Source organism: Huintestinicola butyrica (genome assembly GCF_025567215.1).
GTDB lineage: Bacteria > Bacillota > Clostridia > Oscillospirales > Ruminococcaceae > Huintestinicola > Huintestinicola butyrica.
Genome location: NZ_JAOQKB010000001.1, coordinates 422,637 through 449,008 on the forward strand (window position 1 = coordinate 422,637; position 26,372 = coordinate 449,008).

Below are 26,372 nucleotides of genomic sequence, written 5' to 3' on the forward strand. Positions count from 1 at the left end.
AAAGATGTGATATAATAAATATATTGCAGAAAACAGCCTGTGGAGAATATCAAAAAAAGATATTCTCTCCGGGCTTAAAAGCATTTGTTGAATAGATGATAAATTCCGTTCCGCATTCGGATACGGGGAAGGAATGAATAATTATGGGTAAGCATTTAAAAAGAAGCCACATCAGAGAGGCGGCATTTCTGCTGATATTCGAGAAGCTGTTCAGGGATGATTCCTGCGATGAGATCATTGAGTCAGCCGCAGAAGCGGACGAGTTCGATTTTAACGATGAAGTAAAGCGCCTGTTCAAGGCTGTTGACGAGAAGGCTGGGGAGCTTGACGGCATCATCGGCGAATACAGCGAAAAGAGAAAGGTCAACCGTATCGGAAAGGTGAGCCTTGCCGTGCTGAGACTTGCTATATATGAGTGCCTGTACGAGGAAGAAGTCCCCGTAAATGTTGCCATCAGCGAGGCTGTTCAGATAATGAAGAAGTACGCTTACGATAACGATACTCAGTTTGTAAACGGCGTTCTCGGCGCGTTCTCCAGAAGCGGAAGATGCCCCGAAAAAAAGTCTGATACCAAGGCTGAGGAAAAGACCGAGGCAGAAGAATAATGTCGCTTTTTCTCGGAATAGATACCAGCAACTACACCACCTCTGCCGCTCTTTACGACAGTGACAGCAAAAAAATGCTTTCCGTCAAGAAGCTTCTGCCCGTAAAGGCAGGCGAAGCGGGACTGCGCCAGTCGGACGCTGTGTTCCATCACACAAAGCAGCTGCCCGAGATGTTCGGCAGGCTCTTTTCGGAATACGGCGGAAAGGCGGATATCACCGCTATAGGCGTTTCCTTCAGACCAAGGAATATTGACGGCTCATATATGCCCTGCTTTCTCTGCGGAGAGGGGCTTGCGGACTGCATGGGTGCGGCAATGGGCATTCCTGTTATGAAGACATCTCACCAGATTGGCCATATTCTGGCGGCGCTTTTCTCGGCGGATAAGCTTTCACATATAAATGAGCCGTTCATTGCCTTCCACGTAAGCGGCGGCACTACCGACTGCCTTTACTGTGAGCCAAGCGAAAATGAGCTTATCAAAGTGACGGAGATATCCACCTCCCTTGACCTTAAAGCAGGTCAGCTCATCGACAGGGCAGGGCTTATGCTGGGACTTCGTTTTCCCTGCGGAGCAGAGCTGGAGCGCCTTTCGGACAATGCTTCCGAAACGGTAAAGGCAAGGGCTGTTATGAAAAACGGCTGCTGCTGCCTGTCCGGCTTTGAAAACAAGGTAAGGAAAATGCTGGACGAGGGCGCATCAAAGGAAACTGCCGCAAGATTTGTGCTTGATGCGGTCTTTGCCTCCGTCTATGAGATGACTGTTTTTGCAAGGGAGAAGTACGGAGATATCCCCGTGATATTTGCAGGGGGCGTAATGTCCGACAGGTACATATGCGCAAGGCTTAACGAAAAGCTTGACAAGGTGTATTTCTCCGCACCCGAATTTTCCTGCGACAATGCGGCGGGAACAGCTCTCTACGGATATTATTCATACGAAAGGCAAGTTTAAATGAGCAGTATTTTAACCGTATCACAGCTTAACAGATACATGGCTTTCAAGCTCAAGGAGGACATCAAGCTGAGAGGTCTCCTTGTAAAGGGCGAGATATCGGGCTTTACGCATCATATGCGCACAGGTCACTTTTATTTCACCCTCAAGGACAGGGAGTCGTCCGTAAAGGCGGTCATGTTCAGCAGCTTTGCTTCCCGAATGAGCTTTATGCCCCAGAACGGCATGAGCGTCATAGTTATGGGCAGCTTACAGGTGTTCGAGCGTGACGGCGTTTATCAGATATATGTCACCGATATCCAGCCCGACGGCGTGGGAGCGCAGTTTCTTGCCTTTGAGCAGCTGAAGGAAAAGCTTGCCGCAGAGGGGCTTTTCGATACAGCCTACAAAAAACCACTGCCCCGTTTTCCGTCAAAGATAGGCATTGTAACGGCAAAAGGGGGAGCGGCTTTGCAGGATATCCTGAATATCCTGAGCAGACGTTATCCTGTGGGCGAGGCTGTTATTTTCCCGTGCGTGGTGCAGGGGGATTATGCGGTGGAGTCCATATGCCAGGCACTTGTATTTGCGGACGGCTGCGGCTGTGATGTTATCATCTGCGGCAGAGGCGGCGGTTCGCCCGAAGATCTGGCGGCGTTCAACAGCGAGAAGATAGCACGAACGGTATTTGCCATGCAGACACCTGTTATCTCCGCTGTCGGTCACGAGACGGATACCACGATCATAGATTTTGTTTCCGACCTGCGTGCTCCCACGCCCTCGGCTGCGGCAGAGCTTGCAGTGCCTGAGACCGGTACAATGAAAGGCGTTATCGCAGGCTATGAAAGCGCTCTGGCAGATGCCCTGAAAAGGCTTGTGGCGGAGAAAAAGCATGAGCTCCTTATCCGTGAAGCAAAGCTTAAAAACTATATTCCCTCTGCCGAGATATCGGTGCGCAGGGAAAGGACTATATCATACGAAAAGCGGCTGAACGACGCTGTAAAGGCGTATCTTGACAAGCGCAGAATGCTTGTTGCCGCAAAGGCAGCGGAGCTTGATTCACTCAGTCCGCTGAAAATAATGACAAGGGGCTACAGCCTTGTTTATAAGGACGACAGACTTGTAAGGAATGCGGCGGAGCTTTCGGCAGATGATAAGGTAACGCTTAAATTTTCCGACGGCGAGACGCAGGCGGTAATTCTCGGAACAGATAAGGAGAATGGATAATGAACTTTGAAAATTCGGTAAAAAAGGTGGACGAGATAATCTCAAAGCTTTCCGCAGGAGATGTTCCCCTTGATGAAGCCATTGAATTATATAAAACAGGTGCAAAAGAGCTTGCCGACTGCAAAAAGCAGCTTGACGAGGCTGAAAAGGCTGTTATGAAAGTCACCTGTGCGGAGGACTTATGATGAAAGAGCAGCTTGAAAGATATGCGGCTGTCATAAACCGCAGGCTGGACGAACTTATGGGCGCATACAATGAGGAAAATGCAGGCGCTCAGCTCATCTGCCCCGAAGCTATGAGATATTCTCTCAGCGCAGGGGGAAAGCGCATAAGACCTGTGCTCTGCCTTGAGTTTGCACGCATTTTCGGCGCAGAGGAAAAAGCCCTTGACGCTGCCTGTGCGCTGGAAATGATACATACATTTTCCCTTATCCATGACGATCTTCCCTGCATGGATAATGACGATTTCCGCCGTGGAAAGCCCTCCTGCCACAAGCAGTTTGACGAGGCGCAGGCGCTTCTTGCAGGCGATGCGCTGGAAAACTACGCCTTTGAGGTCATCGCCTCCGATGACAAGCTTTCCTTTGAGCAGAGAGTGAAGCTCATCAAGTGCCTTTCCCGCAATGTGGGCGTTATGGGTATGATAGGCGGTCAGGTCATTGACGTAAAGAACGAGGGCAGCCGTTTAGACGGCGAGTCTCTCCTGAAAATGTATTCCATGAAAACCAGCGCACTGATAAAATGCGCCTGCGAAATGGGCGTTATCTGCGCAGGAAGAGACGATATGCTGCCTGTTGCCGAGGAATACGGCGAGTGCCTGGGACTTGCTTTCCAGATAGTCGATGATATCCTTGACATCACCGCAGATGAAAAGCTGCTTGGCAAGCCCGTCCACAGCGATGAGGAGCAGAACAAATCCACATATCCTGCGATCTTCGGACTGGAAGCCGCAAAGGCAAAGGCAGCAGAGCTTACCGACAGAGCCATGGCAGCCATAGAAAAGCTTCCCGACAACGGATTTATCACCGAGCTTACAGCGTCACTTCTTAAAAGGCAGTATTGATCGGATATTTAGAAAGGAGCAGTGCGGATATCCGCACGAAATCTAATGAAGTATTATAATTATATCCTTGTAACATCTATCGTGGGATGGTGCATAGCCCAGCTTCTTAAAACTATCATCAACCTGATAAAGTATAAGAAGTTCAGCTTTGAAAGGCTTTTCGGAGCAGGGGGCTGGCCCAGCGCACATTCGGCAATGGTATGCTCTGCGGCGGCAGGCGTTTATCGTGTTGACGGCGCAAATTCCACTCAGTTTGCCATAATGTGCATAGTTGCGCTCATAACCATGTATGACGCAATGGGCGTGCGCCGTGCGGCAGGACTGCAGGCAAAGGAGATAAACAAGATAAACCGCTTTCTTGACGAGGTACGCTCCGCCAAGTCCATAGAGCATTTTGCGCAGGCGGCAAACACAGGCGTTGCGGTAATGAAGGAATATCTGGGACACACCCCCTTTGAGGTGGCGAGCGGTGCGGTACTTGGCATTGCGCTGGCATTTGTAATGCCGCTTTATTTGTAACACAGGCAAAGGACAGCGATAGAGATGAGAAATAATTCAACTGTCAGACTGAGCGAGCTGAAGCTTCCCGAGGATCTTAAAAAGCTTACCGTTCCCCAGTGCAAGGCGCTTTGCAGGGAGATAAGAAGTATCCTCATAAATACCGTCAGCGAAAACGGGGGACATCTGGCTTCAAATCTCGGCACAGTGGAGCTTACCATGGCTATCCACCGTGTATTTGACTCGCCCAAGGACAAGATAATATGGGACGTGGGGCATCAGGCATATACTCACAAGCTGCTGACAGGGCGGCTGGATAGGTTTTCCACCCTCAGAACGGAAAGCGGCATATCGGGGTTTGCAAAGCCTTCCGAGTCCGAGCATGACAGCTTCATCAGCGGACACAGCAGCAATTCCATTTCCGCAGCCTGCGGCATCGCAAAGGCAATGAGGCTGAACGGCGACGATCACAACGTTATCGCAGTCATAGGCGACGGCGCATTCACAGGCGGAATGGCATACGAGGGACTTAACAACGCAGGCAAAAGCGATGATAACCTTATTGTAATACTTAACGACAATGAAATGTCCATATCAAAGAATGTGGGCGCATTTGCAAAATATCTTTCCTCTATACGTGGAAAAAAGGCGTATATGGACGTGAAAAAGAACGTTGCGGGTGTTCTTGACAAGACTCCCATTATCGGTGAGCCTATCAAGGAAGTGCTCCTTGCATCAAAGGACACTATGCGCTGGCTTCTCTACCGCTCCAGCGGACTTGTTTCGGGGCCTACCATGTTTGAAAATCTGGGCTTTGTATATCTTGGCCCCGTTGACGGCCATGACCTTGAAAGTTTGGAAGAAAATCTAAGGGCGGCAAAGGCAGCAAAAAAGCCCGTGCTTATCCATGTTAACACCGTCAAGGGCAAGGGCTACACTCCTGCGGAGAACAATCCCGGAGCGTTCCACGGCGTTGCTCCCAATGCTATAAAAAGCGGCAATCCCGAGATAATAAGCAGCGACAGCTTTTCTGCAGTTTTCGGAAAAGAGCTGGCAAAGCTTGCCCAAAGCGACAGGAAGATATGCGCCATAACCGCAGCCATGAAATACGGCACAGGGCTTAATTTCTTTGCGGAAAAATTTCCCGACAGATTTTTTGATGTGGGCATTGCGGAGCAGCACGCCGTGACCTTTGCGGCAGGTCTTGCCGTAAGCGGAATGACCCCTGTTTTTGCGGTGTATTCCAGCTTTTTGCAAAGGGCATACGACCAGCTGATACACGACGCTGCCATCAGCAGGACGCACATCGTTTTGGGCATTGACCGTGCAGGCGTTGTAGGCGAGGACGGCGAGACCCATCAGGGACTTTTCGATGTGCCAATGCTCACCTGCATACCGAATGTAACGGTTTTCTCTCCGTCGGATTATGACGAACTTAGGCTTTGCCTGAGAATGGCGATATATGATACCCCTTCCGTTGCCGCTGTAAGATATCCCAGAGGAGCGGAGGTGCAGGGCGTACATATGGAGCTTGACAGGGAAAATATGTTCTGCTATGAAAAGCACGGCGGAAAGGTGCTTGCAGTCTGCTACGGAAGAACAGGTCTCACGGCAGCTCAGGCAGTAAGGGAAAATGACCTTGAAGCGGATATACTGAAGCTTGTGAGAATTTTCCCCATAGAGCGTGCCGTGACAGATATCTGCATGGAATATGACAGGATAATCGTGTTTGAGGAGTCGCTGAAAAACGGCGGCATAGGCGAGCATCTTACCTCTGCACTGGAGGAAAAGGGCTACAAGGGCGATATCCGTATAAATGCCATGAGCGGATTTGTAAAGCAGGCAAAGACCGAAAGCGTACTTAAAAGATTCCGTCTTGACAAGGACGGGATCACGGAAATTATTAAAAAAATTGGGATATAAATGTATGCGACTTGATGTATATCTTGCAGAAAATAAGATGATAAAAAGCCGAGAGCTTGCTAAGAAGATGATATCCGAGGGCGGCGTAACGGTAAACGGCGAGGTCGTCACAAAGCCCGCCAAGGAGATATCCGAGGAGGACGAGGTAAAGGTGACGGCTGAGCTTCCCGCATATGTGGGCAGGGGAGGCTTAAAGCTTGAAAAAGCCCTCGACAGCTTTCATATAGATGTTTCGGGGCTTGTTTGCATGGATATCGGTGCTTCCACAGGTGGCTTTACCGACTGCCTGCTCCAGCGTGGGGCGGCGTATGTGTATGCCGTTGACGTGGGCCACGGTCAGCTTGACCCCAAGCTTGCGGCAGATGAGCGTGTTGCGAACCTTGAGGGAATGAATATCAGGAACGTTTCTGCTGAGGAGTTTGATAAGCCCATAAGCTTTATCTGCACCGATGTTTCTTTTATATCGCTCACCAAGGTCATACCGAAAATATACGAGCTGCTTGAAAGCGGCGGAAAAGCTGCAATGCTCATAAAGCCACAGTTCGAATGCGGCAGGAGCGATATCGGCAAGAACGGCATAGTCAAGTCGGAAAAGGCTCAGCTCAGGGTCGTAAAGGAGATATACACCTTCTGCGGCTCGGTGGGAATGGGCGTAAAGGGGCTGGAATATTCCCCCATAAAGGGCGGGGACGGGAACATCGAGTTCCTTATCCTTGCCGAAAAGGACGCGCAGAGCGATGTTATCGACTGCGCAAGGGTCGTGTCGGAAGCACGGAAAGCAAAAGCATAAGGAGCGATGATTTTGAAAACGGTCATATACCCCAACTTTTCAAAAAAGAACGCATATGAGACATCTGCAAAGGTGTGCTCGATGCTCCATAATATGGGCTTTGGCGTTATGTGCGACGAGGCGCTGAAAGAGCATTTCCCAAAGGCGGGCTATGTGGAGTTCAAGCCCATTTCCCGGGCGGCTGAGGAGTGCGACCTGATAATCGCAGTAGGCGGTGACGGAACTATCCTTGAAGCCTCCGAATATGCCGCAGGCTTCAATAAGCTGCTGCTGGGAATAAATACGGGCAGACTGGGATTTATGGCTTCCATGGAAACGGACGAGCTTTACAACCTTTCCAAGCTCATGAGCGGCAACTATACCGTTGAGAACCGCATGATGCTTGACTGCGAGTTCGTTCAGGGAGATAAGTCGGAGCATTTTACCGCCCTTAACGATATCGTCATATCCGCACAGTACGCAAGGCTGTCGGATTTCTATGTTACAGCCAACGGCGCAGAGGTAAGCTCCGTCAGGGCGGACGGACTTATTTTCTCCACGCCCACAGGCTCTACGGCGTATGCCTTGTCCGCAGGCGGCCCGATACTGGAGCCTGACCTTGAATGTATCCTTATGACCCCCGTGTGCCCCCACTCGCTGGTGTCAAGGCCAATGCTTTTCTCCACGGGAAAAAAGCTGGAGGTTACGCACAAAATAAGGGACAGCATTTCCCTTTGTCTCAGCGTTGACGGAAGAATGTCGGGAAGCCTCGGCAGGGACGATAAAATAATCGTTTCAAAGTCAGATAAGCTTCTTCGGCTCATAGATATAACGGGCAATTCATTTTACAATGCCGTAAACAGGAAGCTAATCAACCCCATAAAGGGTATGTGACGGAGGCTGTTATGAAAGCAAGCAGGCATGAAACAATCCTTGAAATAGTAAAAAGCTGTCAGGTGGAAACTCAGGAAATGCTGAGGGAAATGCTCCTTGAGCGTGGAATAAACGTTACTCAGGCAACGCTTTCAAGGGATATACGTGAGCTGGGGCTGATAAAGCGTGAGGACAAATATTACGTCCCCGAGAAAAGCTCCGCCGATATACCGCGGCTCCTGAAGGATTCGGTGATCGAAGTGGATCATGCCATGAATACGGTGGTGTTCAAGTGCCATGTGGGAATGGCGAATGCTGCCTGCGCCACATTTGACAGACTTGGATTTTCGGGAGTTGTGGGAACTCTCGCAGGTGATGACACCATTTTTATTCTTATGCGCTCCGAAAAAGAAGCTGCTGCCTTTGTCAAGGAAATGCAGGGAGTAATTTTCAGAGAAAAAGGTGATCTTGATGCTCAGTGAGCTTTATATAAAAAATCTTGCCATAATCGAGGAAGCTACCATTCCTTTTTCCGACCACTTCAATGTGTTCACGGGCGAAACGGGAGCAGGTAAGTCCATACTTATAAACGGAATAAACTCCGTCCTCGGTCAGAGGATAACGAAGGATATCGTCCGTGCAGGCTGCGACAAGGCGGTCATAACGGCGCTTTTCACCGACCTTTCGGACAAGGTGTGCGCAAAGCTGGACGAGCTGGGCATCTCCCACGATGACGGTCAGATAACCCTAACCCGTGAGATAAGCGCAGACGGAGGCAGCGTGGCAAGAATAAATTCAAGGGCTTCCACAGTTTCGGTAATGAAAGAGATAGGCGAGTGCTTAGTAAATATTCACGGTCAGCACGATAATCAGATACTTATGTCCCCCGAGCAGCACATCGGCATACTTGACAGCTACGGCGGACTGGAAGAGCAGCGTGACGACTATCACGAGAGCTTCAAACAGCTCCAGGAGGTTTCACGCAAGCTGAAAAAAATGTCCCTTGAACGCAAGGAAATGCTTGAACGTGAAGAGTCACTTAAAATAAAGGTGGAGGAGATAGGCTCCCTTAATATCGAAGAGGGCGAGGACGAGGAGCTTGAAGCCGAATATCAGATAGCAGGCAGGAGCGAGGATATTCGCAACGGTCTTGGCGAGGCCCACGAATACCTTGCAGGCGTGGAGGACAGCGACGTTCCAGGAGCGCTGGAGCTTATAACCAATGCCTGCGATGACCTTTCCGCCATTGCAGATACCATGGAGCCTGTTAAAAAGCTTTACGACCGCCTTGAAAATGTAAGGGTGGAGCTGGACGACATTATCTCCGAGATATCTTCCGAGCGTGACAATGTGGATATTGACGCAGAGCGCTTCGGATATCTTACCGACAGGATAACCGAGCTTAACCGCATAAAGAAAAAGTACGGCCCCGAGCTTTCGGACGTTCTGGAGTGCTATAACAAGGCTTCTCGGGAACTTAGCGCCCTTGGATATTCTTCCGATGAGATAGAGCGGACTGCCGAGGAGCGGGAGCATCTTCTGGCGCAGGTCTCCGAAAAGGCAAAGAAGCTTTCAGCCGCAAGAAGTCAGGCAGCGGAGAGATTTTCAAAGCAGGTCGAGGAGGAGCTTAACTTCCTTGATATGCCCGGAGTAAAGATAGGCGTTGCCATGGAAAAGGGCAAGCTTACCGCCGCAGGCATGGACACCGTTGAGTTTATGATATCCACCAACAAGGGCGAGGGTATGAAGCCAATGTCAAAGATAGCCTCAGGCGGTGAGCTTTCAAGAATAATGCTGGCGCTGAAAAACGTTATCGCCGAAAAGGACGATATCCACACCCTTATTTTTGATGAGATAGATACAGGCGTCAGCGGACGTGCGGCGCAGAAAATAGGAATAAAGCTCAAAAGTGTGTCTAAAAATCAGCAGGTGCTGTGCGTTACCCATCTGTCGCAGCTGGCGGTAATGGCGGACAATCATCTGCTTATTGAGAAGCAGACAAGAGAGGGCAGGACATTTACCTCTGTTCACAAGCTTGATTTTGAGCAGCGTAAGAGGGAGATCGCCCGCATAATGGTAGGCGAGAACATCACCGACACCGCCCTTATGAATGCCGAGGAAATGCTGCTGGCAGGCAGTGCAGAGTGATGCAGATATCCAGACTTATTGAAATGATACACATTCTGCTTGACAAAAGAGCCGTGACCGCCGCCGAGCTGGCGGAGCATTTCGAGATATCCGTGCGTACGGTCTATCGTGATATCGAAGCTCTTTCGCAGGCGGGATTCCCAGTGTATGCGGAGCGTGGCAGAAGCGGCGGCATAAGGATAACCGAGGGCTATTCCCTTGACAAGTCAGTGCTTACCGACGAGGAAAAGACGGAGCTTATAGGCGCACTGGCAGGCTTTGCCGCACTGGGGGCGTCGGACAGCCGTGCTGCCTCACATATAAGGTCATTTTTCGGCGGTGCGGAAGAGCCTGACTGGGTGCAGATAGATTTCTCCGACTGGGGCAGCTCTCAGCAGGAGCTTTATGCCGACATCAGAAAGTGTATCTTTGAAAAGCGTATGCTTTCCTTTGATTATTATAATTCCATGGGCGAAAAAAGCCGCAGAAGCACATTTCCGGTGCAGCTGCGGTTCAGGAGCAAAACATGGTATCTCAGCGCATATTGCTTTGAAAAACAGGCAATGCGCCTTTTTAAGCTCAGACGAATGAAAAATGCGGCGGTGGGGGATATCTGCGATCGCCCGAACATTTCCGAGGAAATCGCCGAAGCTCCCGATCACAGCTATGCACGCAAAATAACACTGAAAATAAGCGGAAGAATGGCATACCGTGTGTATGACGAATTTGACGAGGATAATATCATCAAAAACGCTGACGGCAGCTTCACCGTGACCTGTTCATATATCGTTGACGACTGGGTCTATGGCATGATACTTTCCTACGGCGAATACTGTGAGGTGTTGTCTCCTGAGGATATCAGGGAGACAGCAAAAGAGAAGATAAACGCAATGAAAAATGTATATGGAGAATAAAAATGACTGAACTGCGCAGACTTTCCGTTGATGATATAGATGAAATAAAATCACTTTTCAGGGATATATTCACATCTGAACCGTGGAACGACGACTGGAGCGATGACGGTCAGCTTGAGGGATACATCATCGACATCATCGGCAACAGAAATTCCCTTGCCCTGGGACTTTATGAAAACGGTGTATTGACAGGGATCTCGCTGGGAAATGTGATGCACTGGTATATGGGTACAAACTATTACATCATCGAGCTTGGCATAAAGCCCGAATGTCAGGGCAGAGGTCTGGGAACGGAATTTCTCAGAATGATAGAAGAGTATATCCATGCAAACGGCATAAGCTGTATTTTTCTGCAAACAGAGAGGGATATGCCCGCATATGATTTTTACAGAAAAAACGGCTTTGACCTTTTAGATGGCCATGTTTCCCTTACAAAATTTCTGAAATAATAATACTAATTGTACCAATCAGACCATTCTCAACATCTGTCATCATTTTTTGAAATGCTGGTCTTTCAAAGTTCGTACCGGAATAGCCATCGTCTGTGTAAAACTGATGGTTTATAAAGCCATGTGTATTTGCATATTCTGCAAGAAGTTCTTTCTGATTGGCAATGCTATTGCTGTCATGCCCCGAATTGCCTTCATCATGAGAAAATCTCGCATATAATGCTGTGATTTTTCCTGTCTGTATCATCCCATAATACCTCTCATTCGTGATGCAGACAGACGGATATAACTGTTTATTTTATTATACCGTATATCCATAGAAAAATCAAGTAATTATACAGGGTAAAACGTTTCTCTTCTATTCAATTGTCAAGGTACTCATTCTCTAAAAACGAAAGATTTTTATACGCCAATTTTCGCAGACGATGAAGATTTCTGTTTAACTTTTCACGAGCAGTGGATTCGGCAATTCCATGCCGTTTTCCTAACTCTTTATGTGTGACTTTTTCACCAAGATAGTAGTCTTCAATCAACTCATAACCTTCTGGGTTTGATAGTCGATACTCATCCATTGCTATCCTAAGAGCTAAAAGCAGCTTGTGTCGATATATTATTTCAGTTTTCTCCAGCTGCTTTTGCTCCCACACATAGTAGTCTATCTCCCACACATGGTAGTCTGCATATGGCGATGACAAAATAACACTCATCCGCATATCGCCCCTTTGAACTATATGCAGACAGATTGTTTTTCTTTGCTGTATATCATTATAGCGTATTTTGCGAAAAAAACAAGTGCCACATTTTTTTCGGTTCGCTATATGAATTCAGAATGATTACCCTACTGCTTTAGAAATCTTTTCGTTAATACTTTTCATGTCTAGGTCTATTACTGCTTTTTCACCTATAAGAAGAATAACTGTTCTTCTATCAGTCAATTTTCTACCATGAATAAAGCGATGTCGGTCAGTTGCTTTTAATTCCATAAAAGCATTTGCATCTTCCATGTTGTCAAAACGCTCTACATTGTATTTCTTATCAAGCTTGTTATAGTAAACACCATAGATACAACCATAAAGCTTGAAATATGTTGCTGAACTCATCATAATAAACAACTCCCTTTAAATATAAAACTTGAACTTTCTTTCTTTTTATTTACCTGAAAACAAGTAAGAATAATCAAGACCTGTAACGTTTTTGATATAAACAAGGTCTGAAAAGTTGAAACCATAATTAAGAGAAGAATCCTTGTTTTCTTTTCCTGTAAGAATGAAATGAAGCTTGTTCTGGTCAATACCGGAAAGAGTAGACAGTTTTTCAGTTCCAAAACCTTTTTCTGAAAGATGGTATAATACAATCCTTGAAAGTTGAATTTGCATAGCCGTATCAATATCATTATCAGGGCAACCGTCCATAATGTCCAGAATTGTAAATAATACGCTGCTATTCATATCAGAAAGCATAGCCTTCGGCTCAAATTTCACTCCATGTTTATTCATAAGCCACCCAATAGAACAACCTACATATTTAGCAATAGCAAGTTTCTGTTCATCAGAAGTTCTCACAACTGCTTGTAGACTGTTAAATCTCTGAGGAACGGAACTGGATTCTTTTAAAACAGATTTCTTGCTACTAAGTCTTACAGATACATTTACATCAGAATCAAGCAAAAAATCTATTGATACATCAAAGTAATCTGCAATTTTCTTTAGTGTTTCTCCATTAGGGATAGTTCCCTTTTTCCAATTGTTTGCTGAACCCGATGATATTTCAAGTTCTTTCAATATTGCATGAGGTTTAATCCCTTTGATTTCTGATAAATACCGAAATTTCTCCCAAAACATAAATAAAAGTTCTCCTTATCTTGCAATGCTTTTGCGATACTCTTTATTCAATGCCGGAAATCATAAACTTAATGCTTTTATTAAAAATATCGCCAAGGGCAAGCAAGTCGGATAGATTAAAAGGATAATTTCTAAGGCTATCCTTTTGTTTCTTGTCGCAAAGAATAAAATCGGCTTTTTCGCTAAGAAATTCATTTGGAATCTGCTCACCAGAACAAATTTCTAGGTTATAAAGGACGATTCTACTAAGTTGCATTTGCATATTTGCAATAAGCGGATGGTCATTAACATTATCAAATATTGCAATAAGATTATCCCAACCACGTTCGCTTATGTTTGCCACTCTTTTATACGGATTCTTTTCAACGACATTCTTATCATTTCCACAAAGAAAGAGGATACTGCAATTAGCGAATAACGCTATTTCATTTATATAATCATCCTTTATGGGTGTGCTGCTATTTAGCGAAATTGTCCTAGCCGAAGTTGCTTCATGTCCCCACAATTCTTGCTTTACTGAAGCTCCTACACCATTATCGTCATATTCTGTTCCAAGTAGAAAACCTACAGTACACTCAAGCTTCTGTGAAATTTTAATAAGCATTTCATAACTAGGATTCCCACCGTTTCTCCAGTTGGTTATGTTACTCTTACTTATTCCAAGTTCGGTTACAAGGCTGCTTGCTGAGTAGCCTTTTTCTTTGCATCTTGTTTTAAATGCTTCAAAATCCATAAATATCACTCCTTTCACTATATCAGAATCAAAAATTATGATTCTTCTACAGGCTGTATCGGAAAGAAATGACTTTCCAGTTCCATAGCCATAGGCTCATCATTATTTTCTGAAACTGTCGATGAAGATGAACCGGACACAGGATACACCTCATCTACGTTGAAATCGGATGTTGCATACTGTGTCGGTGCGTTGTATAAAGCCGTTAAAATATATGACTTTCTGTTTTTTGGCACAGTATTCGTTTTACGCAAATTATCCATAGTAAAAAGCAAGTGCCAACGATTTAGCTTGTTTAACTGTTGCCGAACTGCATTAGCATCCATTTTGACTGAATTGACGTATATATTCTTTTTGACTTTCCACGCCCATGAAATTACAGACTTAATCTCTGTAAGTAAAGCATTGTCGTAGTCATCGTATTTTCGATTTTTTTCAAACATATCCATAAACAAATCAAAAATGCCAGCATTCCTTAACTTCTTCCGGACTTCTGTTTCGTCGGTTAATGCTGCATACGGCGAAGAAATGGATTGTGCTTCATCATGGGAAGTTTCTCGTATTTCATTGCCGAGTTTATTGCCGAGAACTCTTTTTTTCTTTTTTGTTGTATTAAATTCTATATCCACAGATTTGTATAATGCAGCAAGGTAGTAAGCTCTCTTGTCATTGATTCCTTTGCCATGCTTCTTCACATTTCTGATAACATATGCAATATGCTGAGAGGTCAACTTTGAAAATTTCTCTTTTAGGTATTCGTGTTCAATTGTTTCACCATGAACTGAGATGCAATCTGTTGTTGCAATCCATTCAACGATGTCATCAATAAGACAGCTATCAAAATTGGTTTTGAGTTGTTCGGCATTTAGCTGTAACGATAAATTTTCTTTTTCTTTGATAATCTCTTCTTTTCGTTCTTGCTCTGAAAGAGCAGAAGAGAAAGAATCATCATCATAAAAAAAGTTATATGTTTTATTATTGGGTATAGAAAATGTACTACCCGTGTTTGAAAACTGGACTACCGTTTCAAAAAAATAGTCCGATTTTTCTGAATCGGAATCAGCTGCCTTTCTCAAACTTTCAAGGTAGTTCAGGTCTGCTCTATAATGATTACAATCACCTGTTGTTCGTTCCACGATAATCAATTTTTTCTGCACCAACGTTTTGATGTATTTAGAAATAGTTGACCGAGAATTGATTCTCAGCCGATTCATAAAAGTCTTATAACTGCAAAAGCAATCCTTTCCGCTTTTCGTGAATCCATAAATCAGAGCATAAAAATGACGTATACCGTTTCGCAATCCAAGAAAAGTAGACATCCACTCATAGTCGGCTGAATAATTAGTTGTAAATTCCATTGTGTTCTCCTTCCTGTTTACTTTTTCTTAATTTGTTAATGTAATTATACAACCGATAAGCAAAAGAAACCAGTTGCAATATCTGAATCATTTGAGAACTTTTTAAATGTGATTTTGTCGAATATGAATTTTTGAGAAATAGATGGAACAGCATGGCTATTTATTCAAAAAGCATCACTATAAATAAAGCAGCACAACCGCTTTTCTTCTTTATGATAAAATTTTCCCAATTCCCACAAGATAGAAATCAAGAAGTACACTCTTCTTTCCCAATTCATTTTCCTCTCTTATCTCAATTCTATCCACCAAACTATTCACAGCTGTTTCAGAGATTTCATTTAGAGATTCCAAGGAGAATTGATTTAATCTTCTACAAAATAAATCAGCACCTTTGATTTTTTCTTCTGCTGCACAAAGGACATGCTGACATTCTTCGTATTTCGATTTTAGTTGAATTGTTTCTTCGTCCATACTGAACATAATAGAATCAAAGAATTCGTCTGTAATGCGTTTTGAGAGTTTATCTGCGTATGCGGATTTTTTATAATCGCTTACTTCTCGAATTCGATTTTCGACTTTTTCACATTCGGAACGTGCTGCCATTAGTTCAGAGCTGCATTTTGCCCGAAGCAAATATCGTAGTTTTCTTAAAAATGTTTTTTTGTCGTTTTCGTATTCTTGTAGAATTTGATAAAGCAGCTTTTTCAATTCTTGCAGAATTGTTTTTTCCGGAATGTAGTGAGATGAACAAGTCTGATTTTTCTTCTTGCGGTAATTGTTGCAGACATACACGTTATAGATTCCGTCTTTTTGTTTTTTTCTCATTAAGTACATTTTGCATTTGCAGTCATAGCAAAATACTTTTCCATCCAAAATAGGTCTTTCTCTGTTACGAACATATTTTTTCTTTTGAGAAAGTTTTTCCTGTACCGCTTCATAATCTGCACGGCTAACAATTGCAGTTTGTGTATTCTGGTGAATCACCAATTCTGAATCTGGTTTGAATATCACCCGTTTATCTTTATATGATTTCCGTTCTGTTCGGAAATTTACTGTATCACCACAGTATTCCTGTTTAGATAGAATATCTGCAATAGTTCTCCCATTCCATGTATACGGGTCAGTCTGGGCAGAGCTTCCTTTTCTAATCTTACCACGATATGCACTAGGACAAAGTACTTTTTTATCATGCAGCATATCAGCAATTTCTGAAAATCCGTGTCCACTCAAATACATGGTGAAAATGAAACGCACTACTTCTGCTGCATCTTCATCTATAATCCAATGAGATTTATCTTGTGGGTCTGTGCGGTATCCGTATATCGGTCGTGTTGTTACATGTTTACCGCTTTCACCTTTAGCACGAATTGCAGCCCTTTGCTTTCTTGAAATGTCTTGTGCATATAACTCGTTGATAAGATTGAACAGCCCCATCATAATTCTATCGCCATTTTCAGAATTGAAATTTTCCCCGATAGAAATAAACTGAACATTGTAAGTTGCGAATTCATAATCTACATATCTTCCACAGTCTACATAGTTTCTGCCAAATCTGGAGAAGTCTTTTACAATCACTCTTTCAATTTTGCCTTTACGAATATCGTCCATCATTTCCTGAAAAGCTGGGCGATTGAAGTTCACTCCAGTATATCCGTCATCTGCATAAAACTGCGTATTGTAGTAACCGTGTTCTTCGGCATATTTCTCAAGCATAAATTTCTGGTGGATGATACTGTTGCTAACAGCGTCCTCTAAATCATCTTTAGACAGTCTTGCATATAGGGCTGTCTTTTTTCTTTCTGCCAGCATATTTTCCTCCTGACAATCTCACATAAGACATCCACAGAGGAAAAGCAATACAGTAACGGTTCTTGTCTTTCAATATCGGATAACAGCAGCAATGACTGACGACATCAGAATAAAAATCTGTTCTCTCCCTCCTATCATTCTGAGATTCAAGCAGCCGGAATTGCAACGCTTTTTATCTGACATAAGTCTTTCTTTTTTACGCCATGTGCTGATGTGATTGAAAGCTTTTTGTACATTCGAGCGATTCTTATCCTTACTATATTATATCACATTGATAGATGTAAATAATTTGTAAACAATGGAGCAAAAAGCACGTGGAAATGCCTTTTTTCTATCTTATAAGTAGAGGGGTATTTTTTAAGGCATATGTAATCTATGAATTTCATGCTTTGCATGAAAAATGAGCCATGCAGGAGCATGGCGAATATTTCGACAAACCGCAAAGGCGGTTTTCTAAAATAGCAAGCATCGACATTTGTATTACAAATGTCACCGTCTGGCTAATGCCAGACTATGCTTGTTAGGGGTAAAACCCCTAAGACCCCTAAATTTGCCTTCGGCAAAAAAACATGTTCAAACATATGAGGACAAAATTTACCCAATTTAAAGGCTAAAATAGATATTTCATTTTTATGAATAACACAGGAGGATTTCGCTGAAAATGAAAAACAACAAGAAACATATCATGCTTTTTCGAGTAGATGATGAAGACCGTCAACTGATTATGGACAAATGTTCAAAATCCGGTTCAAGCGTGAGTTCTTATCTTCGTCATATGGCTCTTAATGGAAATATAATTGTATATCCTGAAGAAGAATGGCGAGCAATACGCCGTGCTATTAGTAGTGTTGCAAACAACATCAATCAAATAACAGTTCGCTATCATTACAGCAAACAACTGTATCAAGACGACATTAAAGATTTGAAAAATGGAGTGGATGAAATCAACCAACAGTTATGCAGTTTGATTATCAAACTGTCGCAGATTAAGTGAAGGGGCATGACCATATGAAAGATGATAAGAGAGAAATCCTATATCGCTTTAGAGCAAATAAAGCTGAAAGCTCTATGATAGAAGCACGATATATTCAATCAAGCTGTTCCTCTATCAGCGAATTTTTCCGACAGATTGTCATCAATGATATGATAGTTCAGAACAGTGAGGAAGAATTAAAAAATCTAAATCTCCTCTTAAAAAGCATAGCTCAGAGTGTGGACAAGTTATCCGAAGAATCATGTACACATTCCGCAAAGATACAAGAGGTTAAAAGAGAGGTAGATGCTGCATGGCAACAACTTCAGTCCATTCAATTTACGTTACGCAAGCTCAAGCATTAGAGTATATTGTCAATCCTGAAAAAACAGAAGACGGTACATTGGTTCAAAATTTTGCTTGTTCTAACGACCCTGTTATTGCAGCAGAAATGTTTGATGCCGTTAGAAATGAGAAAGGAACAGGACGTGGCATAATCCTTGCAAGACACATTCATCAAAATTTTGCACCCGGTGAAACTACACCAGAAGAAGCAATGCAAATTGGTTTAGAACTGTGTCAAAAGCTTTTTGGAAATGAGTATCAGTTTGTGATTGCAACACATACGGATAAGCAGCATATCCATAATCACATCATAGTAAACAATGTAAATCTTGAAAATGGGAGAACGTTGAATTATCTTGCAGACCGAGGAAAGCAAAACTTGCTTTACCAAAAAATCAGAGATACAAGCGATATGCTTTGCCGAGAACATCAACTTTCTGTTGTAGAAAATCCTGAGTTAGGAAAAAAGCAAAGATGGTATGAATGGTCACAAGAGAAACAAGGTCTTTCATGGAAATCTAAACTTCGCTACGAATTGGATTGCCTAATAATGCGAAGTGATAGTTTTGAAGATTTTCTTGACAAATGCAGAGCTAATAACATCGAAGTTGACTACAATCCAAATCGGAAAATAGATTTGAAGTTTCGTATGCCAGAACAGCAAAAATTTGCAAGAGCAAAAACGCTTGGTTGGTATTATGAAACTTCTCAAATAAAGAAAAGAATTGAAAACTACTTACGACATAAAGAGTTATCACTTGCCTATCGACCACGCACCAAAATTATTGATACAAGTGCAGAACTATTTCAAGAAGCAAAGGGACTGGAACAATGGGCAGATATACGGAATATGCAAGAAGCATCTCGTGTAATAGACATATTAACGCAATATCAGATTGAAAGTACAAAAGAAGTTAAGCCGGCTGCAATTTCTGCTTCAATGCATCGAGCTAAATTAGTCGAAGAATTGAATCATTTACAAAAAGACATTGCTTCTATATCAGAAACTATCGAAGCCTTGCGAGTGTTCCAAAAGTATAGACCTATCATGCAGCAAATGAAGAATTTGCCGGATAGAAAGAAGAAAGGTTTTGCAGAAAAATTCTCAAATGAATTAGAAAAATATCGTGAAGCTGGAACAAAACTAAAAGCTGCTTATCCAGATGGAAAAGTTCCGAGCGAAGAAAATCTCATCAAAAAGAGAAATGAAATGATACAGCAACGTGACAAATCCAATTCCGAATATAAAGCAGTAAATTCAGAATTGAAGGATATTGATTATGCACGTCAAGCGATAGATGATTATCTGAAAACGCAGGATGTTAGTCAGGAACAAAAAAGGAAGAAGGGTGATTTGGAATGATGCTGGCAGAAAAAAGAAAAAAGCACAGGCGGTTTGCTTGTGCTTTGTATCGGTATCTGATTTTATTCATTTTCTTCTTTTTGCGATAGAATCAATTGCTCATATTGCTCTATGGCTTGATTGATAAAGGTGTTTAAACTTATTCCCATACTTTTAGAGATTTCCTGTAGATAAGCTTTTTTGCCTTTAGGGACATAAAGTGAGAATCTATCATAAATGTTGTTGTTATTTTCCGTTGTTTTGCGATACACCTCAGAACGTTCTACGTCTGACATCTCAGTCCTTTTTTGCTTCTTCTGCTGTTGGAAATGTTCCGCAGAACAATCTTCGCAAAAAATTTGATTTCCCGATTTTTTCAAAAACGATTTTTTACAGTTCGGACAGATTGCTTGGCTGCCAACAGCCACAACTAAATCCGGAGTATTTTCACGCTTTTGCTGATAAGTTGCATTACGCTCTACTTGCTTTTTTTTGCGGCATTCAGGACAATATTTTTGAACGTTAGAAGTGCGTTCGCATTCCTTGCCACATTTCTGGCATATCATCGTTGGCATTTTAGTTTCCTTTCTTGTAGAGTTTGACTTTATTTTATTGTATCATATCCCCTATGCTTTGTCAAACTCATAAAAGTGAATCATTTGTAAACATCGAACTTTATATTTAACAAACTGTAAAACACAAGGATTATATCTTGACAATAGCGTTAGTTTATGATATAATCATAGAAGAATCAAAAAGAATAATAAGAATTCGAGCCAAAAAGAAAGCAAATTTGCAATGGAATGTAACATTAGATTATATGGTGGTCGCAAGCAGAGTGACAGCAAGGAAATTTTATTGCTGGTAATGCGGATGGGTAAACGGTCACAATCCCCGATAACCCACAAGCAAATAAAAATGAAAGAGGTGGCGAAGTATGAAGTTTTATGCTGTGACAAACTGTGTTAGTAATTATACAACTCCCACAGTTACAGACACTTGTGATGCAAAGCAAAAGCCGTTGAATACAATTCTTTCTAATGGGGAGAAAGACATACGGCGTATCTGGTTTGATACGTTGGAAGAAGCTCAAGCATATTGTGATATATTTTCTTCTGTTCAGAAAGACATGAGTATTTCTCAGAATGAATAAAACAAAGGAGATGAAGTCATGAGTGAAAATACTCAAAATCTTTTGATTCTTCTAGCTGTTGGTATTCCGACAGCATACATTTATTTGAGAAGACGACAGAATAGAATCAGACAAGAGATGTTGGAACAACGGCAACGTTCTAAGCTGCAATCTTCTCAATCCGGTGATGCAGATTCAATACCGGAAGAAGCCGAGGTCATCCTTGGTGAACTAACTGAGTTGCGGTTGAAGCAAGCAGAAACGCTTGCACAGATTGAAGACATTCAGAATGGTCGAAACGTGGAAGTCAATGTTTGCAGAGAATATGGTCAATCAACCACCTTATCTCAAGAGAGCATTTTACAGGCTTTACAGGTAGAGGACAAAACGCTCTCTCAGCAAATCCGAAGAAAAAGCCTTGAATTTGCTGAAATCGTAAAACAGTAAGGACAAAACGGTAGACAGAACGGTAGACAAATCGAGGGACAAAACCGTGGGGAAGGGGTTGACGAGAGGGGTTCGGGGAAGTGGACAAAACGTGGTAGACAAAACGCAAGAGGAGGGATAGAATGCGTAAATACTGTGATATTTGTGGTATCGAAATTGCTGATACGGATTACGATAGTTGGTATCGTTTTATTAGCGTAAAGTACTGCGATGAATGCCGTATAGATGTTCGCAAAGAGCAGAAAAAAAACAGCAAGAAAAAACAGCAAGTGAAAAAACGAGCTGAAAATGCGGTATCACGAGAAGAACAACGTTTAAGTGAAGCTGAATATGTTGCCCAGTGCAAAACCGAAGCTAATCGTATTAAGGAACAACGTTCCCAAATTCGAGAAGTTCCTTCCATGGAACAGGAACTGAAACGACAGCTCCGGCAAGCTCAAAGGCAGATTCAGAAACTCGAAAATGAACGCAGACAATCCGCAGCAGATTATATCAATCTAATGCGGAGAGTACAAGAGCTTGAAAACTCAAAATGAAATAACAGGAGGAAAAGAAAATGGGAAAAATCATTACAATCAGTAACCAAAAGGGTGGCGTAGGAAAAACTACAACAACGTTTAATCTAGCTGCTGCTCTTTCCAGAAGAGGAAAGAAAGTGCTGTTAGTAGACCTTGACCCACAGGCAAATCTGAGTGAATATCTGGGGTATCAAAAGGATAATAAACCTACCATGACGGAACTGATTTCGGAAGTTTCTACAAAGTCCATGATTCACATTGCTGCTGTGAGAATGGCAATTCGCAAACATGATATGTACGAGTTGGATTACATTCCTGCCGACATCAATTTAGCAAATGCCGAGATGTTGATGATTAACGCCCTTGCGAGAGAGAGTATTTTAAAACGCATTTTGTCCGAAATCTCAGATGACTATGATTACATTTTAATTGATTGCTTGCCCTCTTTGGGAGTATTGCTTATCAATGCAATGACCGCAGCTGATGAAATGCTGATTCCGGTACAGACGCAAAAATTTAGTATGGATGGGCTTGATAGTTTGATTCAATTGTTTAAGCAGATTCAGGCAACTATCAACCCGACAATACAGCTTTCTGGAATACTTCCGACTATGATGGACTATACAACAGTAAGCAGAGCAGCATATCAGAACTTGATGAATAAGTATGGTAGTATCCTTTTCAAGACATACATACATCGCTCTGTGGAAGCTGCTAAAGCCGTAGAGGTAGGGTGTATGATTCCAGCCACAAGCAAGCTTGGAATGGAATATTCAGCTCTTGCAGAGGAGGTGTTGCAGCATGATGTTCAACGGTAAACTTACCGTTACGCACCACCATCGAGCAACGGTACAAGAAATCTCCGTAGAAATGAATGGCTTTTCCTTTCTTTGCTTGTTTGGCAGACATATAAACGGAGCGTACATTTCTATTGTATCGTTGGGGGTAAGTGCAGAACTTTCCCCCAGCAAAAATGGTGTTGGTTACAACTCTGACCGCATTTTTCATGCTTTACAGTTTGCTGATTACAGCCGAAGAGGTATGATAGATGGTTGGGAACGTGACTTTGCAAATGCATTGTCCAGAACAATCACCCCAATGTTATCAACCAAAGCACAATGAAGAAAAGGTTAAAGGTAAAAAGGGATTATGGTGTTACAGTTTACAATTGCTCTACTTGTCGGTACGTTACTTGCAGATTGGGTATGCTATATTTTTGGTCGCAGCGGAAAAGGGTTATTTCATTTTCCAAGAGCCGTTCACATTGCAGAAACCTGCCTACTCATTGTAAGTTTGCTATTGATAGATGTTTATTGTGGTTGGCTACTAACAGCCTTGTTTATCAGGAAATGAAAGGAATATCATGAACATTATCATTTTAACTGGACGTTTAGCGGTAACGCCCGAACTAAAAGAAACCGCAAATGGAAAGATTTTTTGTAGATTCAGAATTGCTGTAGACCGTCACAAGAAATCTGATGGAACAGCAACAACTGACTTTTTTACATGTGTCGCATGGGGAAAAGTTGCAGAAATCCTTGAAAAATGGTTGAATAAAGGCGATGCATTAGAAATCATCGGGCGAATTGAAAATGCAAACTATGAGCTTGATGAAAAGAAGCATTACTGTGACCAAATCCATGTCCGAGAAATTCATTTTTTACCCTCTGGAAAGTCAGAATTGAAAGAAAAAGCTAGTGATGAAGATTTTGCTGCTTTTGAAGATTTGTTAGACGACCCAGATGTATCGTTTTAATGATAGGAGATGGCATCATGAGTGATTTGATAAGAATGCGTCTTTATTGGCGTAACCAGTGTTGGAAAGAACATTCTGTATTGTATGATGTTACAGTAACTGTTTTGAAAGAATGGATTCCAATGCAGGAAGATTCAGAACAACTTTGGTGGTTGTACAATCGGTATTACGTTTTTGGTCAAAGTATAAACTATTGTACAAAAGGAATACGCCACTATTTTCCGCAAACGTGCGAAAATGTTACGGAAAAAGAGGTACGTAACAAACTGGAAAAGCTAAACGAATGCTATACTTATTTAGTAACTTTGGGACAGCCTGTCCAGAATAGGAGATACAGAAATGGCAGCAGCTTTTGACTTAGGAATGATGCTGAATACAGCACCATCAGCGAACATGGTACAGCAAATTGCATGCGATTTACTTACACCATATCATAATCATATGTTTGCTCTCTATGATGGAGAAAGACTGGAAGACATGGTGGAAAGTATCCGCAAAAACGGAGTGCTTACACCTTTGATTGTACAACCTTTAAGTGGTGGAAAGTACGAAATTTTAATCGGTCATAACCGTTGGAATGCCTCTAAAGCAGCAGGGCTTGCAACTGTTCCGGCTATTGTAAAACAGGGATTGACAGCTGATGAAGCTGAGATGTATGTAATAGAATCAAACATCATGCAACGTGGTTTTGACAATCTTAGAATCAGTGAACAAGCAGCGGTTGTAGCACAACGTCACGAAGCAATGTTCTCTCAAGGAAAAAGAAACGACATTATCCGTGAATTGAAACTACTTGAAAACCCAAATCTTGAATCTGAATTGACAGAAACCCCATCTCAAACGACCAGAGATAAGGTCGGTTCTGAATATGGATTAAGTGGAAAAACGGTATCAAGATTGATACGCATAAATCGCTTGATTGATGAGCTAAAAGAGCAAATCGACAACGAGAATATCGCTTTTCTTGCCGGAGTGCGGTTGTCTTATCTGTCAGATGACACACAGGAAACGGTTGCATTACTTGCAGAACAGTACAAAATCAGCATTAAGAAAGCAGAAGAACTACGGAAAAATGCAAGTGATGGAAGCCTATCCGATAAAGAAGTAGAACAGATTCTGTCTGGAAAAACTGATGAACCACAACAACCAAAACCAAAATCTGTGAAAATCAGTCAGGCTTCTTATTCGAGATACTTTAGTAAAAAGGCAACAAGCGAGGAAGTATCAGAAATTATTGAAAAGGCATTGGAAATGTACTTTATGAATCAGGACGATGATACGGATAAGAGCAAAGTTATTGCAACTTTTCCTGATTTTGATAAGGAGCAAGCACGATGAATCAAATGAAGTTATTGGTTTTTCAAGCAGCAGCAAAAGAGCATATAATATATGTCAGAATGCTCAATGATAATGCTGATGAAAGTGCTGTTACGATTCAGCATAACCGTTATCTGGCAATATACAATATCATTCGCTGTGGTTTTATGGAAGACGAATACAAGAGCTGGTACAAGAAGGTGTTATCTAAATGAACAAATCAAAACTACTAGGAAGTAGCTTTGGAAAAGACCTTATGAAAACCGTAAAGCAGATACATTTGTATCAATGCTATCTTGATAATCTAAGTGATTCACCGGAAGAGCATGAGTACAGGTGTTATCTAAAAAGACAGCTAAAGTATAAGTTTGAAGCGTTAGAAGCAATGACTAATGCGATTGCTTTCTTTGCCAGAATCAAATATAAGTATGTAAAAACGCCTAAAGTCTTTGGATTGTATTCTAAGGATAAAAAGGATTGGCTTATTATCATAGGGGGACTTGTTAAGATGCATTCATGTAAAAAATGCTTGCACTGCGAATGTCGTAAATCTAATAAAAGCGGTCAAAATTTTTATTACTGTGGACACCCTGACCAGAAGTACATACATGGGTATTTTAAGTGTCATGACTTAGAAGCAAAATTGACTGGATTTATTGGCATTGTAAAAAGAGAAATTTCTCCTGATTGGTGTCCGTTTCGTAAGAGAGGAGCAGCAATTGTCGTTAAATAGAAATCAACTAAAATATCTTGTAATTGTAGCAATGGTTATTGACCACATTGCAGCTGCCTTCCTTTCTTATGATTCTGGTATAACAGTTATAATGCGGATGATAGGGCGATTGACAGCCCCTACAATGGCTTTTTTCATTGTAGAAGGATATTTTCATACAAAAAACAAAAAGAAATATGCTTTTCGTTTATTTATATTTTCGCTGATTTCATGGCTGCCGTATTCATATTTTGAATACGGCAAAGCCACTTTCCATTTCAGTGTGATTTTTACACTTCTCCTAGGATTGATGATTGTATGGCTGCTTGATTCAAAAATCAATTCTGGATATAAGATTTTTGGCATAGTTCTTATATTGTTTTTTTCCTTTCTTGCTGACTGGATGATATTCGTTCCCTTATGGTGCATATCATTTTTGGCTTTAGAAAGAAACAAGAAAGCAATCGGATACGGATTATATCTAGCGACTGCTATTTTATACTCGTATCTTGTTATAAAAAGTTCTTCAGCATGGACGGGAATTTGGGCAATCGGAGTATTTTTTGTTCTTCCAATGATAAAGCTATTTTATCATGGAGAATCAGGCAGTAAAAAAGCATTTCACAAGTGGTTTTTTTACGCATTTTACCCAGTACATTTGTTATTGCTTCTAGGAGTAAAATGTGTAATTGACTTATAAAGCATTTTATGA

General features: G+C 42.2%; 34 protein-coding genes. 26 read left to right on the plus strand and 8 right to left on the minus strand.

The window, feature by feature from the left end; all coding sequences use genetic code 11:
- Positions 1–143 precede the first annotated feature (143 nt).
- From nusB to OCV68_RS02050, 13 genes are read left to right on the plus strand one after another with little or no spacing between them, the layout of a single operon-like run.
- A complete protein-coding gene (nusB, locus tag OCV68_RS01990; protein WP_022475885.1) occupies positions 144–605 on the plus strand; it encodes a transcription antitermination factor NusB in 462 nt (153 codons plus the stop codon).
- Positions 605–1,555 carry a tRNA (adenosine(37)-N6)-threonylcarbamoyltransferase complex transferase subunit TsaD gene (locus tag OCV68_RS01995; RefSeq protein ID WP_022475884.1) on the plus strand — a complete coding sequence of 317 codons (951 nt, stop codon included), beginning with the start codon at positions 605–607 and terminating at the stop codon, positions 1,553–1,555. The genes nusB and OCV68_RS01995 overlap by 1 nt, the downstream gene beginning before the upstream one ends.
- Positions 1,556–2,761 carry an exodeoxyribonuclease VII large subunit gene (gene xseA, locus OCV68_RS02000; protein WP_262570326.1) on the plus strand — a complete coding sequence of 402 codons (1,206 nt, stop codon included), beginning with the start codon at positions 1,556–1,558 and terminating at the stop codon, positions 2,759–2,761.
- Positions 2,761–2,946, plus strand: coding sequence for an exodeoxyribonuclease VII small subunit (xseB, locus tag OCV68_RS02005; protein WP_022475882.1), 186 nt, complete (start codon positions 2,761–2,763; stop codon positions 2,944–2,946). The genes xseA and xseB overlap by 1 nt, the downstream gene beginning before the upstream one ends.
- A complete protein-coding gene (locus OCV68_RS02010; protein WP_022475881.1) occupies positions 2,946–3,824 on the plus strand; it encodes a polyprenyl synthetase family protein in 879 nt (292 codons plus the stop codon). Before xseB ends, OCV68_RS02010 begins: the two co-directional genes overlap by 1 nt.
- Positions 3,825–3,869: 45 nt before the next feature.
- Positions 3,870–4,343 (plus strand): divergent PAP2 family protein, encoded by a 474-nt coding sequence (locus OCV68_RS02015; RefSeq protein ID WP_022475880.1) that lies wholly within the window; start codon positions 3,870–3,872, stop codon positions 4,341–4,343.
- Positions 4,344–4,367: 24 nt separating this feature from the next.
- Positions 4,368–6,245: a 1-deoxy-D-xylulose-5-phosphate synthase gene (gene dxs / locus OCV68_RS02020; protein ID WP_022475879.1), complete on the plus strand. Its 1,878-nt coding sequence runs from the start codon at positions 4,368–4,370 to the stop codon at positions 6,243–6,245.
- Positions 6,246–6,249: 4 nt separating this feature from the next.
- The gene (locus OCV68_RS02025) at positions 6,250–7,035 is read left to right on the plus strand and encodes a TlyA family RNA methyltransferase (RefSeq protein WP_262570329.1); all 786 of its coding nucleotides are present in this window, start codon (positions 6,250–6,252) and stop codon (positions 7,033–7,035) included.
- 12 nt (positions 7,036–7,047) lie between these two features.
- Positions 7,048–7,908 carry an NAD(+)/NADH kinase gene (locus OCV68_RS02030; RefSeq protein ID WP_022475877.1) on the plus strand — a complete coding sequence of 287 codons (861 nt, stop codon included), beginning with the start codon at positions 7,048–7,050 and terminating at the stop codon, positions 7,906–7,908.
- An 11-nt stretch (positions 7,909–7,919) separates the two neighbouring features.
- Entirely contained in the window at positions 7,920–8,369 is a 450-nt protein-coding gene (locus OCV68_RS02035; protein ID WP_022475876.1) for an arginine repressor, read from the plus strand.
- Complete coding sequence (gene recN / locus OCV68_RS02040; protein ID WP_022475875.1) at positions 8,359–10,035, plus strand: DNA repair protein RecN; 1,677 nt, start codon at positions 8,359–8,361, stop codon at positions 10,033–10,035. Before OCV68_RS02035 ends, recN begins: the two co-directional genes overlap by 11 nt.
- The gene (locus OCV68_RS02045; protein ID WP_022475874.1) at positions 10,035–10,928 is read left to right on the plus strand and encodes a helix-turn-helix transcriptional regulator; all 894 of its coding nucleotides are present in this window, start codon (positions 10,035–10,037) and stop codon (positions 10,926–10,928) included. The genes recN and OCV68_RS02045 overlap by 1 nt, the downstream gene beginning before the upstream one ends.
- Before the next feature lie 2 nt (positions 10,929–10,930).
- Positions 10,931–11,377: a GNAT family N-acetyltransferase gene (locus OCV68_RS02050; protein WP_022475873.1), complete on the plus strand. Its 447-nt coding sequence runs from the start codon at positions 10,931–10,933 to the stop codon at positions 11,375–11,377.
- Here OCV68_RS02050 and OCV68_RS02055 read toward each other — a convergent pair.
- The 7 genes from OCV68_RS02055 to OCV68_RS02085 form a co-directional block, all read right to left on the minus strand.
- Complete coding sequence (locus OCV68_RS02055; RefSeq protein ID WP_262570330.1) at positions 11,358–11,624, minus strand: recombinase family protein; 267 nt, start codon at positions 11,622–11,624, stop codon at positions 11,358–11,360. The genes OCV68_RS02050 and OCV68_RS02055 overlap by 20 nt on opposite strands.
- Positions 11,625–11,739: 115 nt before the next feature.
- Positions 11,740–12,084 (minus strand): sigma factor-like helix-turn-helix DNA-binding protein, encoded by a 345-nt coding sequence (locus tag OCV68_RS02060; protein ID WP_262570331.1) that lies wholly within the window; start codon positions 12,082–12,084, stop codon positions 11,740–11,742.
- 126 nt (positions 12,085–12,210) lie between these two features.
- Complete coding sequence (locus tag OCV68_RS02065) at positions 12,211–12,480, minus strand: hypothetical protein (protein WP_022411892.1); 270 nt, start codon at positions 12,478–12,480, stop codon at positions 12,211–12,213.
- Between the two features lie 45 nt (positions 12,481–12,525).
- A complete protein-coding gene (locus tag OCV68_RS02070; RefSeq protein WP_022411893.1) occupies positions 12,526–13,218 on the minus strand; it encodes a helix-turn-helix domain-containing protein in 693 nt (230 codons plus the stop codon).
- A gap of 43 nt (positions 13,219–13,261) precedes the next feature.
- A complete protein-coding gene (locus OCV68_RS02075; protein WP_262570334.1) occupies positions 13,262–13,951 on the minus strand; it encodes a helix-turn-helix domain-containing protein in 690 nt (229 codons plus the stop codon).
- 35 nt (positions 13,952–13,986) lie between these two features.
- Positions 13,987–15,309, minus strand: coding sequence for a DUF6017 domain-containing protein (locus OCV68_RS02080; protein ID WP_262570335.1), 1,323 nt, complete (start codon positions 15,307–15,309; stop codon positions 13,987–13,989).
- A gap of 210 nt (positions 15,310–15,519) precedes the next feature.
- Positions 15,520–17,118 (minus strand): recombinase family protein, encoded by a 1,599-nt coding sequence (locus OCV68_RS02085; protein ID WP_262570336.1) that lies wholly within the window; start codon positions 17,116–17,118, stop codon positions 15,520–15,522.
- Positions 17,119–17,779: 661 nt separating this feature from the next.
- Here OCV68_RS02085 and OCV68_RS02090 point away from each other — a divergent pair.
- Genes OCV68_RS02090 through OCV68_RS02100 form a run of 3 tightly spaced genes read left to right on the plus strand, consistent with a single transcriptional unit; the run spans position 17,780 to position 19,799 of the window.
- A complete protein-coding gene (locus OCV68_RS02090; RefSeq protein ID WP_262570337.1) occupies positions 17,780–18,112 on the plus strand; it encodes a MobC family plasmid mobilization relaxosome protein in 333 nt (110 codons plus the stop codon).
- Between the two features lie 14 nt (positions 18,113–18,126).
- Positions 18,127–18,456, plus strand: a complete 330-nt coding sequence (locus OCV68_RS02095; protein WP_177496157.1) for a plasmid mobilization protein — start codon at positions 18,127–18,129, stop codon at positions 18,454–18,456.
- Positions 18,405–19,799 (plus strand): relaxase/mobilization nuclease domain-containing protein, encoded by a 1,395-nt coding sequence (locus OCV68_RS02100; RefSeq protein ID WP_177496158.1) that lies wholly within the window; start codon positions 18,405–18,407, stop codon positions 19,797–19,799. The genes OCV68_RS02095 and OCV68_RS02100 overlap by 52 nt, the downstream gene beginning before the upstream one ends.
- A 62-nt stretch (positions 19,800–19,861) precedes the next feature.
- On the opposite strand, the gene OCV68_RS02105 is transcribed toward OCV68_RS02100, so the two are convergent.
- Positions 19,862–20,353 (minus strand): hypothetical protein, encoded by a 492-nt coding sequence (locus OCV68_RS02105; protein ID WP_226942664.1) that lies wholly within the window; start codon positions 20,351–20,353, stop codon positions 19,862–19,864.
- A 362-nt stretch (positions 20,354–20,715) separates the two neighbouring features.
- Here OCV68_RS02105 and OCV68_RS02110 point away from each other — a divergent pair, with 362 nt between their 5' ends.
- The 10 genes from OCV68_RS02110 to OCV68_RS02155 all read left to right on the plus strand — a co-directional run bounded on the left by OCV68_RS02110 (position 20,716) and on the right by OCV68_RS02155 (position 26,360).
- A complete protein-coding gene (locus OCV68_RS02110; protein ID WP_022411900.1) occupies positions 20,716–20,931 on the plus strand; it encodes a hypothetical protein in 216 nt (71 codons plus the stop codon).
- 18 nt (positions 20,932–20,949) lie between these two features.
- Positions 20,950–21,357 carry a hypothetical protein gene (locus OCV68_RS02115; RefSeq protein ID WP_177496159.1) on the plus strand — a complete coding sequence of 136 codons (408 nt, stop codon included), beginning with the start codon at positions 20,950–20,952 and terminating at the stop codon, positions 21,355–21,357.
- Positions 21,358–21,479: 122 nt separating this feature from the next.
- Entirely contained in the window at positions 21,480–21,893 is a 414-nt protein-coding gene (locus OCV68_RS02120; RefSeq protein ID WP_262570343.1) for a hypothetical protein, read from the plus strand.
- Positions 21,894–21,913: 20 nt separating this feature from the next.
- Positions 21,914–22,693 carry a ParA family protein gene (locus tag OCV68_RS02125; RefSeq protein ID WP_022411903.1) on the plus strand — a complete coding sequence of 260 codons (780 nt, stop codon included), beginning with the start codon at positions 21,914–21,916 and terminating at the stop codon, positions 22,691–22,693.
- Positions 22,677–22,997 (plus strand): hypothetical protein, encoded by a 321-nt coding sequence (locus tag OCV68_RS02130; RefSeq protein ID WP_262570345.1) that lies wholly within the window; start codon positions 22,677–22,679, stop codon positions 22,995–22,997. The genes OCV68_RS02125 and OCV68_RS02130 overlap by 17 nt, the downstream gene beginning before the upstream one ends.
- 241 nt (positions 22,998–23,238) lie before the next feature.
- A complete protein-coding gene (locus tag OCV68_RS02135) occupies positions 23,239–23,631 on the plus strand; it encodes a single-stranded DNA-binding protein (RefSeq protein ID WP_022411907.1) in 393 nt (130 codons plus the stop codon).
- A 339-nt stretch (positions 23,632–23,970) separates the two neighbouring features.
- Complete coding sequence (locus tag OCV68_RS02140; RefSeq protein WP_262570346.1) at positions 23,971–24,969, plus strand: ParB N-terminal domain-containing protein; 999 nt, start codon at positions 23,971–23,973, stop codon at positions 24,967–24,969.
- Complete coding sequence (locus OCV68_RS02145) at positions 24,966–25,163, plus strand: hypothetical protein (RefSeq protein WP_177496164.1); 198 nt, start codon at positions 24,966–24,968, stop codon at positions 25,161–25,163. Before OCV68_RS02140 ends, OCV68_RS02145 begins: the two co-directional genes overlap by 4 nt.
- On the plus strand, positions 25,160–25,681 hold the full coding sequence (locus tag OCV68_RS02150) for a hypothetical protein (protein WP_262570348.1): 522 nt from the start codon (positions 25,160–25,162) through the stop codon (positions 25,679–25,681). Before OCV68_RS02145 ends, OCV68_RS02150 begins: the two co-directional genes overlap by 4 nt.
- Positions 25,668–26,360: a conjugal transfer protein TraX gene (locus OCV68_RS02155; RefSeq protein ID WP_262570350.1), complete on the plus strand. Its 693-nt coding sequence runs from the start codon at positions 25,668–25,670 to the stop codon at positions 26,358–26,360. The genes OCV68_RS02150 and OCV68_RS02155 overlap by 14 nt, the downstream gene beginning before the upstream one ends.
- The last annotated feature ends 12 nt before the right edge of the window (positions 26,361–26,372 follow it).

Coding starts and splice junctions, on each gene's coding strand:
- OCV68_RS01995 (WP_022475884.1), top strand. CDS start 605: ATGTCGCTTTTTCTCGGAATAGATACCAGCAACTACACCACCTCTGCC.
- OCV68_RS02105 (WP_226942664.1), bottom strand. CDS start 20,353: ATGCCAACGATGATATGCCAGAAATGTGGCAAGGAATGCGAACGCACT.
- OCV68_RS02140 (WP_262570346.1), top strand. CDS start 23,971: ATGGCAGCAGCTTTTGACTTAGGAATGATGCTGAATACAGCACCATCA.
- OCV68_RS02010 (WP_022475881.1), top strand. CDS start 2,946: ATGAAAGAGCAGCTTGAAAGATATGCGGCTGTCATAAACCGCAGGCTG.
- OCV68_RS02110 (WP_022411900.1), top strand. CDS start 20,716: ATGAAGTTTTATGCTGTGACAAACTGTGTTAGTAATTATACAACTCCC.
- OCV68_RS02120 (WP_262570343.1), top strand. CDS start 21,480: ATGCGTAAATACTGTGATATTTGTGGTATCGAAATTGCTGATACGGAT.
- OCV68_RS02115 (WP_177496159.1), top strand. CDS start 20,950: ATGAGTGAAAATACTCAAAATCTTTTGATTCTTCTAGCTGTTGGTATT.
- OCV68_RS02055 (WP_262570330.1), bottom strand. CDS start 11,624: ATGATACAGACAGGAAAAATCACAGCATTATATGCGAGATTTTCTCAT.
- OCV68_RS02135 (WP_022411907.1), top strand. CDS start 23,239: ATGAACATTATCATTTTAACTGGACGTTTAGCGGTAACGCCCGAACTA.
- OCV68_RS02035 (WP_022475876.1), top strand. CDS start 7,920: ATGAAAGCAAGCAGGCATGAAACAATCCTTGAAATAGTAAAAAGCTGT.
- recN (WP_022475875.1), top strand. CDS start 8,359: ATGCTCAGTGAGCTTTATATAAAAAATCTTGCCATAATCGAGGAAGCT.
- nusB (WP_022475885.1), top strand. CDS start 144: ATGGGTAAGCATTTAAAAAGAAGCCACATCAGAGAGGCGGCATTTCTG.
- OCV68_RS02100 (WP_177496158.1), top strand. CDS start 18,405: ATGGCAACAACTTCAGTCCATTCAATTTACGTTACGCAAGCTCAAGCA.
- OCV68_RS02095 (WP_177496157.1), top strand. CDS start 18,127: ATGAAAGATGATAAGAGAGAAATCCTATATCGCTTTAGAGCAAATAAA.
- OCV68_RS02015 (WP_022475880.1), top strand. CDS start 3,870: ATGAAGTATTATAATTATATCCTTGTAACATCTATCGTGGGATGGTGC.
- OCV68_RS02045 (WP_022475874.1), top strand. CDS start 10,035: ATGCAGATATCCAGACTTATTGAAATGATACACATTCTGCTTGACAAA.
- OCV68_RS02025 (WP_262570329.1), top strand. CDS start 6,250: ATGCGACTTGATGTATATCTTGCAGAAAATAAGATGATAAAAAGCCGA.
- OCV68_RS02060 (WP_262570331.1), bottom strand. CDS start 12,084: ATGAGTGTTATTTTGTCATCGCCATATGCAGACTACCATGTGTGGGAG.
- OCV68_RS02075 (WP_262570334.1), bottom strand. CDS start 13,951: ATGGATTTTGAAGCATTTAAAACAAGATGCAAAGAAAAAGGCTACTCA.
- OCV68_RS02090 (WP_262570337.1), top strand. CDS start 17,780: ATGAAAAACAACAAGAAACATATCATGCTTTTTCGAGTAGATGATGAA.
- OCV68_RS02080 (WP_262570335.1), bottom strand. CDS start 15,309: ATGGAATTTACAACTAATTATTCAGCCGACTATGAGTGGATGTCTACT.
- OCV68_RS02150 (WP_262570348.1), top strand. CDS start 25,160: ATGAACAAATCAAAACTACTAGGAAGTAGCTTTGGAAAAGACCTTATG.
- OCV68_RS02085 (WP_262570336.1), bottom strand. CDS start 17,118: ATGCTGGCAGAAAGAAAAAAGACAGCCCTATATGCAAGACTGTCTAAA.
- OCV68_RS02065 (WP_022411892.1), bottom strand. CDS start 12,480: ATGATGAGTTCAGCAACATATTTCAAGCTTTATGGTTGTATCTATGGT.
- OCV68_RS02145 (WP_177496164.1), top strand. CDS start 24,966: ATGAATCAAATGAAGTTATTGGTTTTTCAAGCAGCAGCAAAAGAGCAT.
- xseA (WP_262570326.1), top strand. CDS start 1,556: ATGAGCAGTATTTTAACCGTATCACAGCTTAACAGATACATGGCTTTC.
- OCV68_RS02130 (WP_262570345.1), top strand. CDS start 22,677: ATGATGTTCAACGGTAAACTTACCGTTACGCACCACCATCGAGCAACG.
- OCV68_RS02125 (WP_022411903.1), top strand. CDS start 21,914: ATGGGAAAAATCATTACAATCAGTAACCAAAAGGGTGGCGTAGGAAAA.
- dxs (WP_022475879.1), top strand. CDS start 4,368: ATGAGAAATAATTCAACTGTCAGACTGAGCGAGCTGAAGCTTCCCGAG.
- xseB (WP_022475882.1), top strand. CDS start 2,761: ATGAACTTTGAAAATTCGGTAAAAAAGGTGGACGAGATAATCTCAAAG.
- OCV68_RS02070 (WP_022411893.1), bottom strand. CDS start 13,218: ATGTTTTGGGAGAAATTTCGGTATTTATCAGAAATCAAAGGGATTAAA.
- OCV68_RS02050 (WP_022475873.1), top strand. CDS start 10,931: ATGACTGAACTGCGCAGACTTTCCGTTGATGATATAGATGAAATAAAA.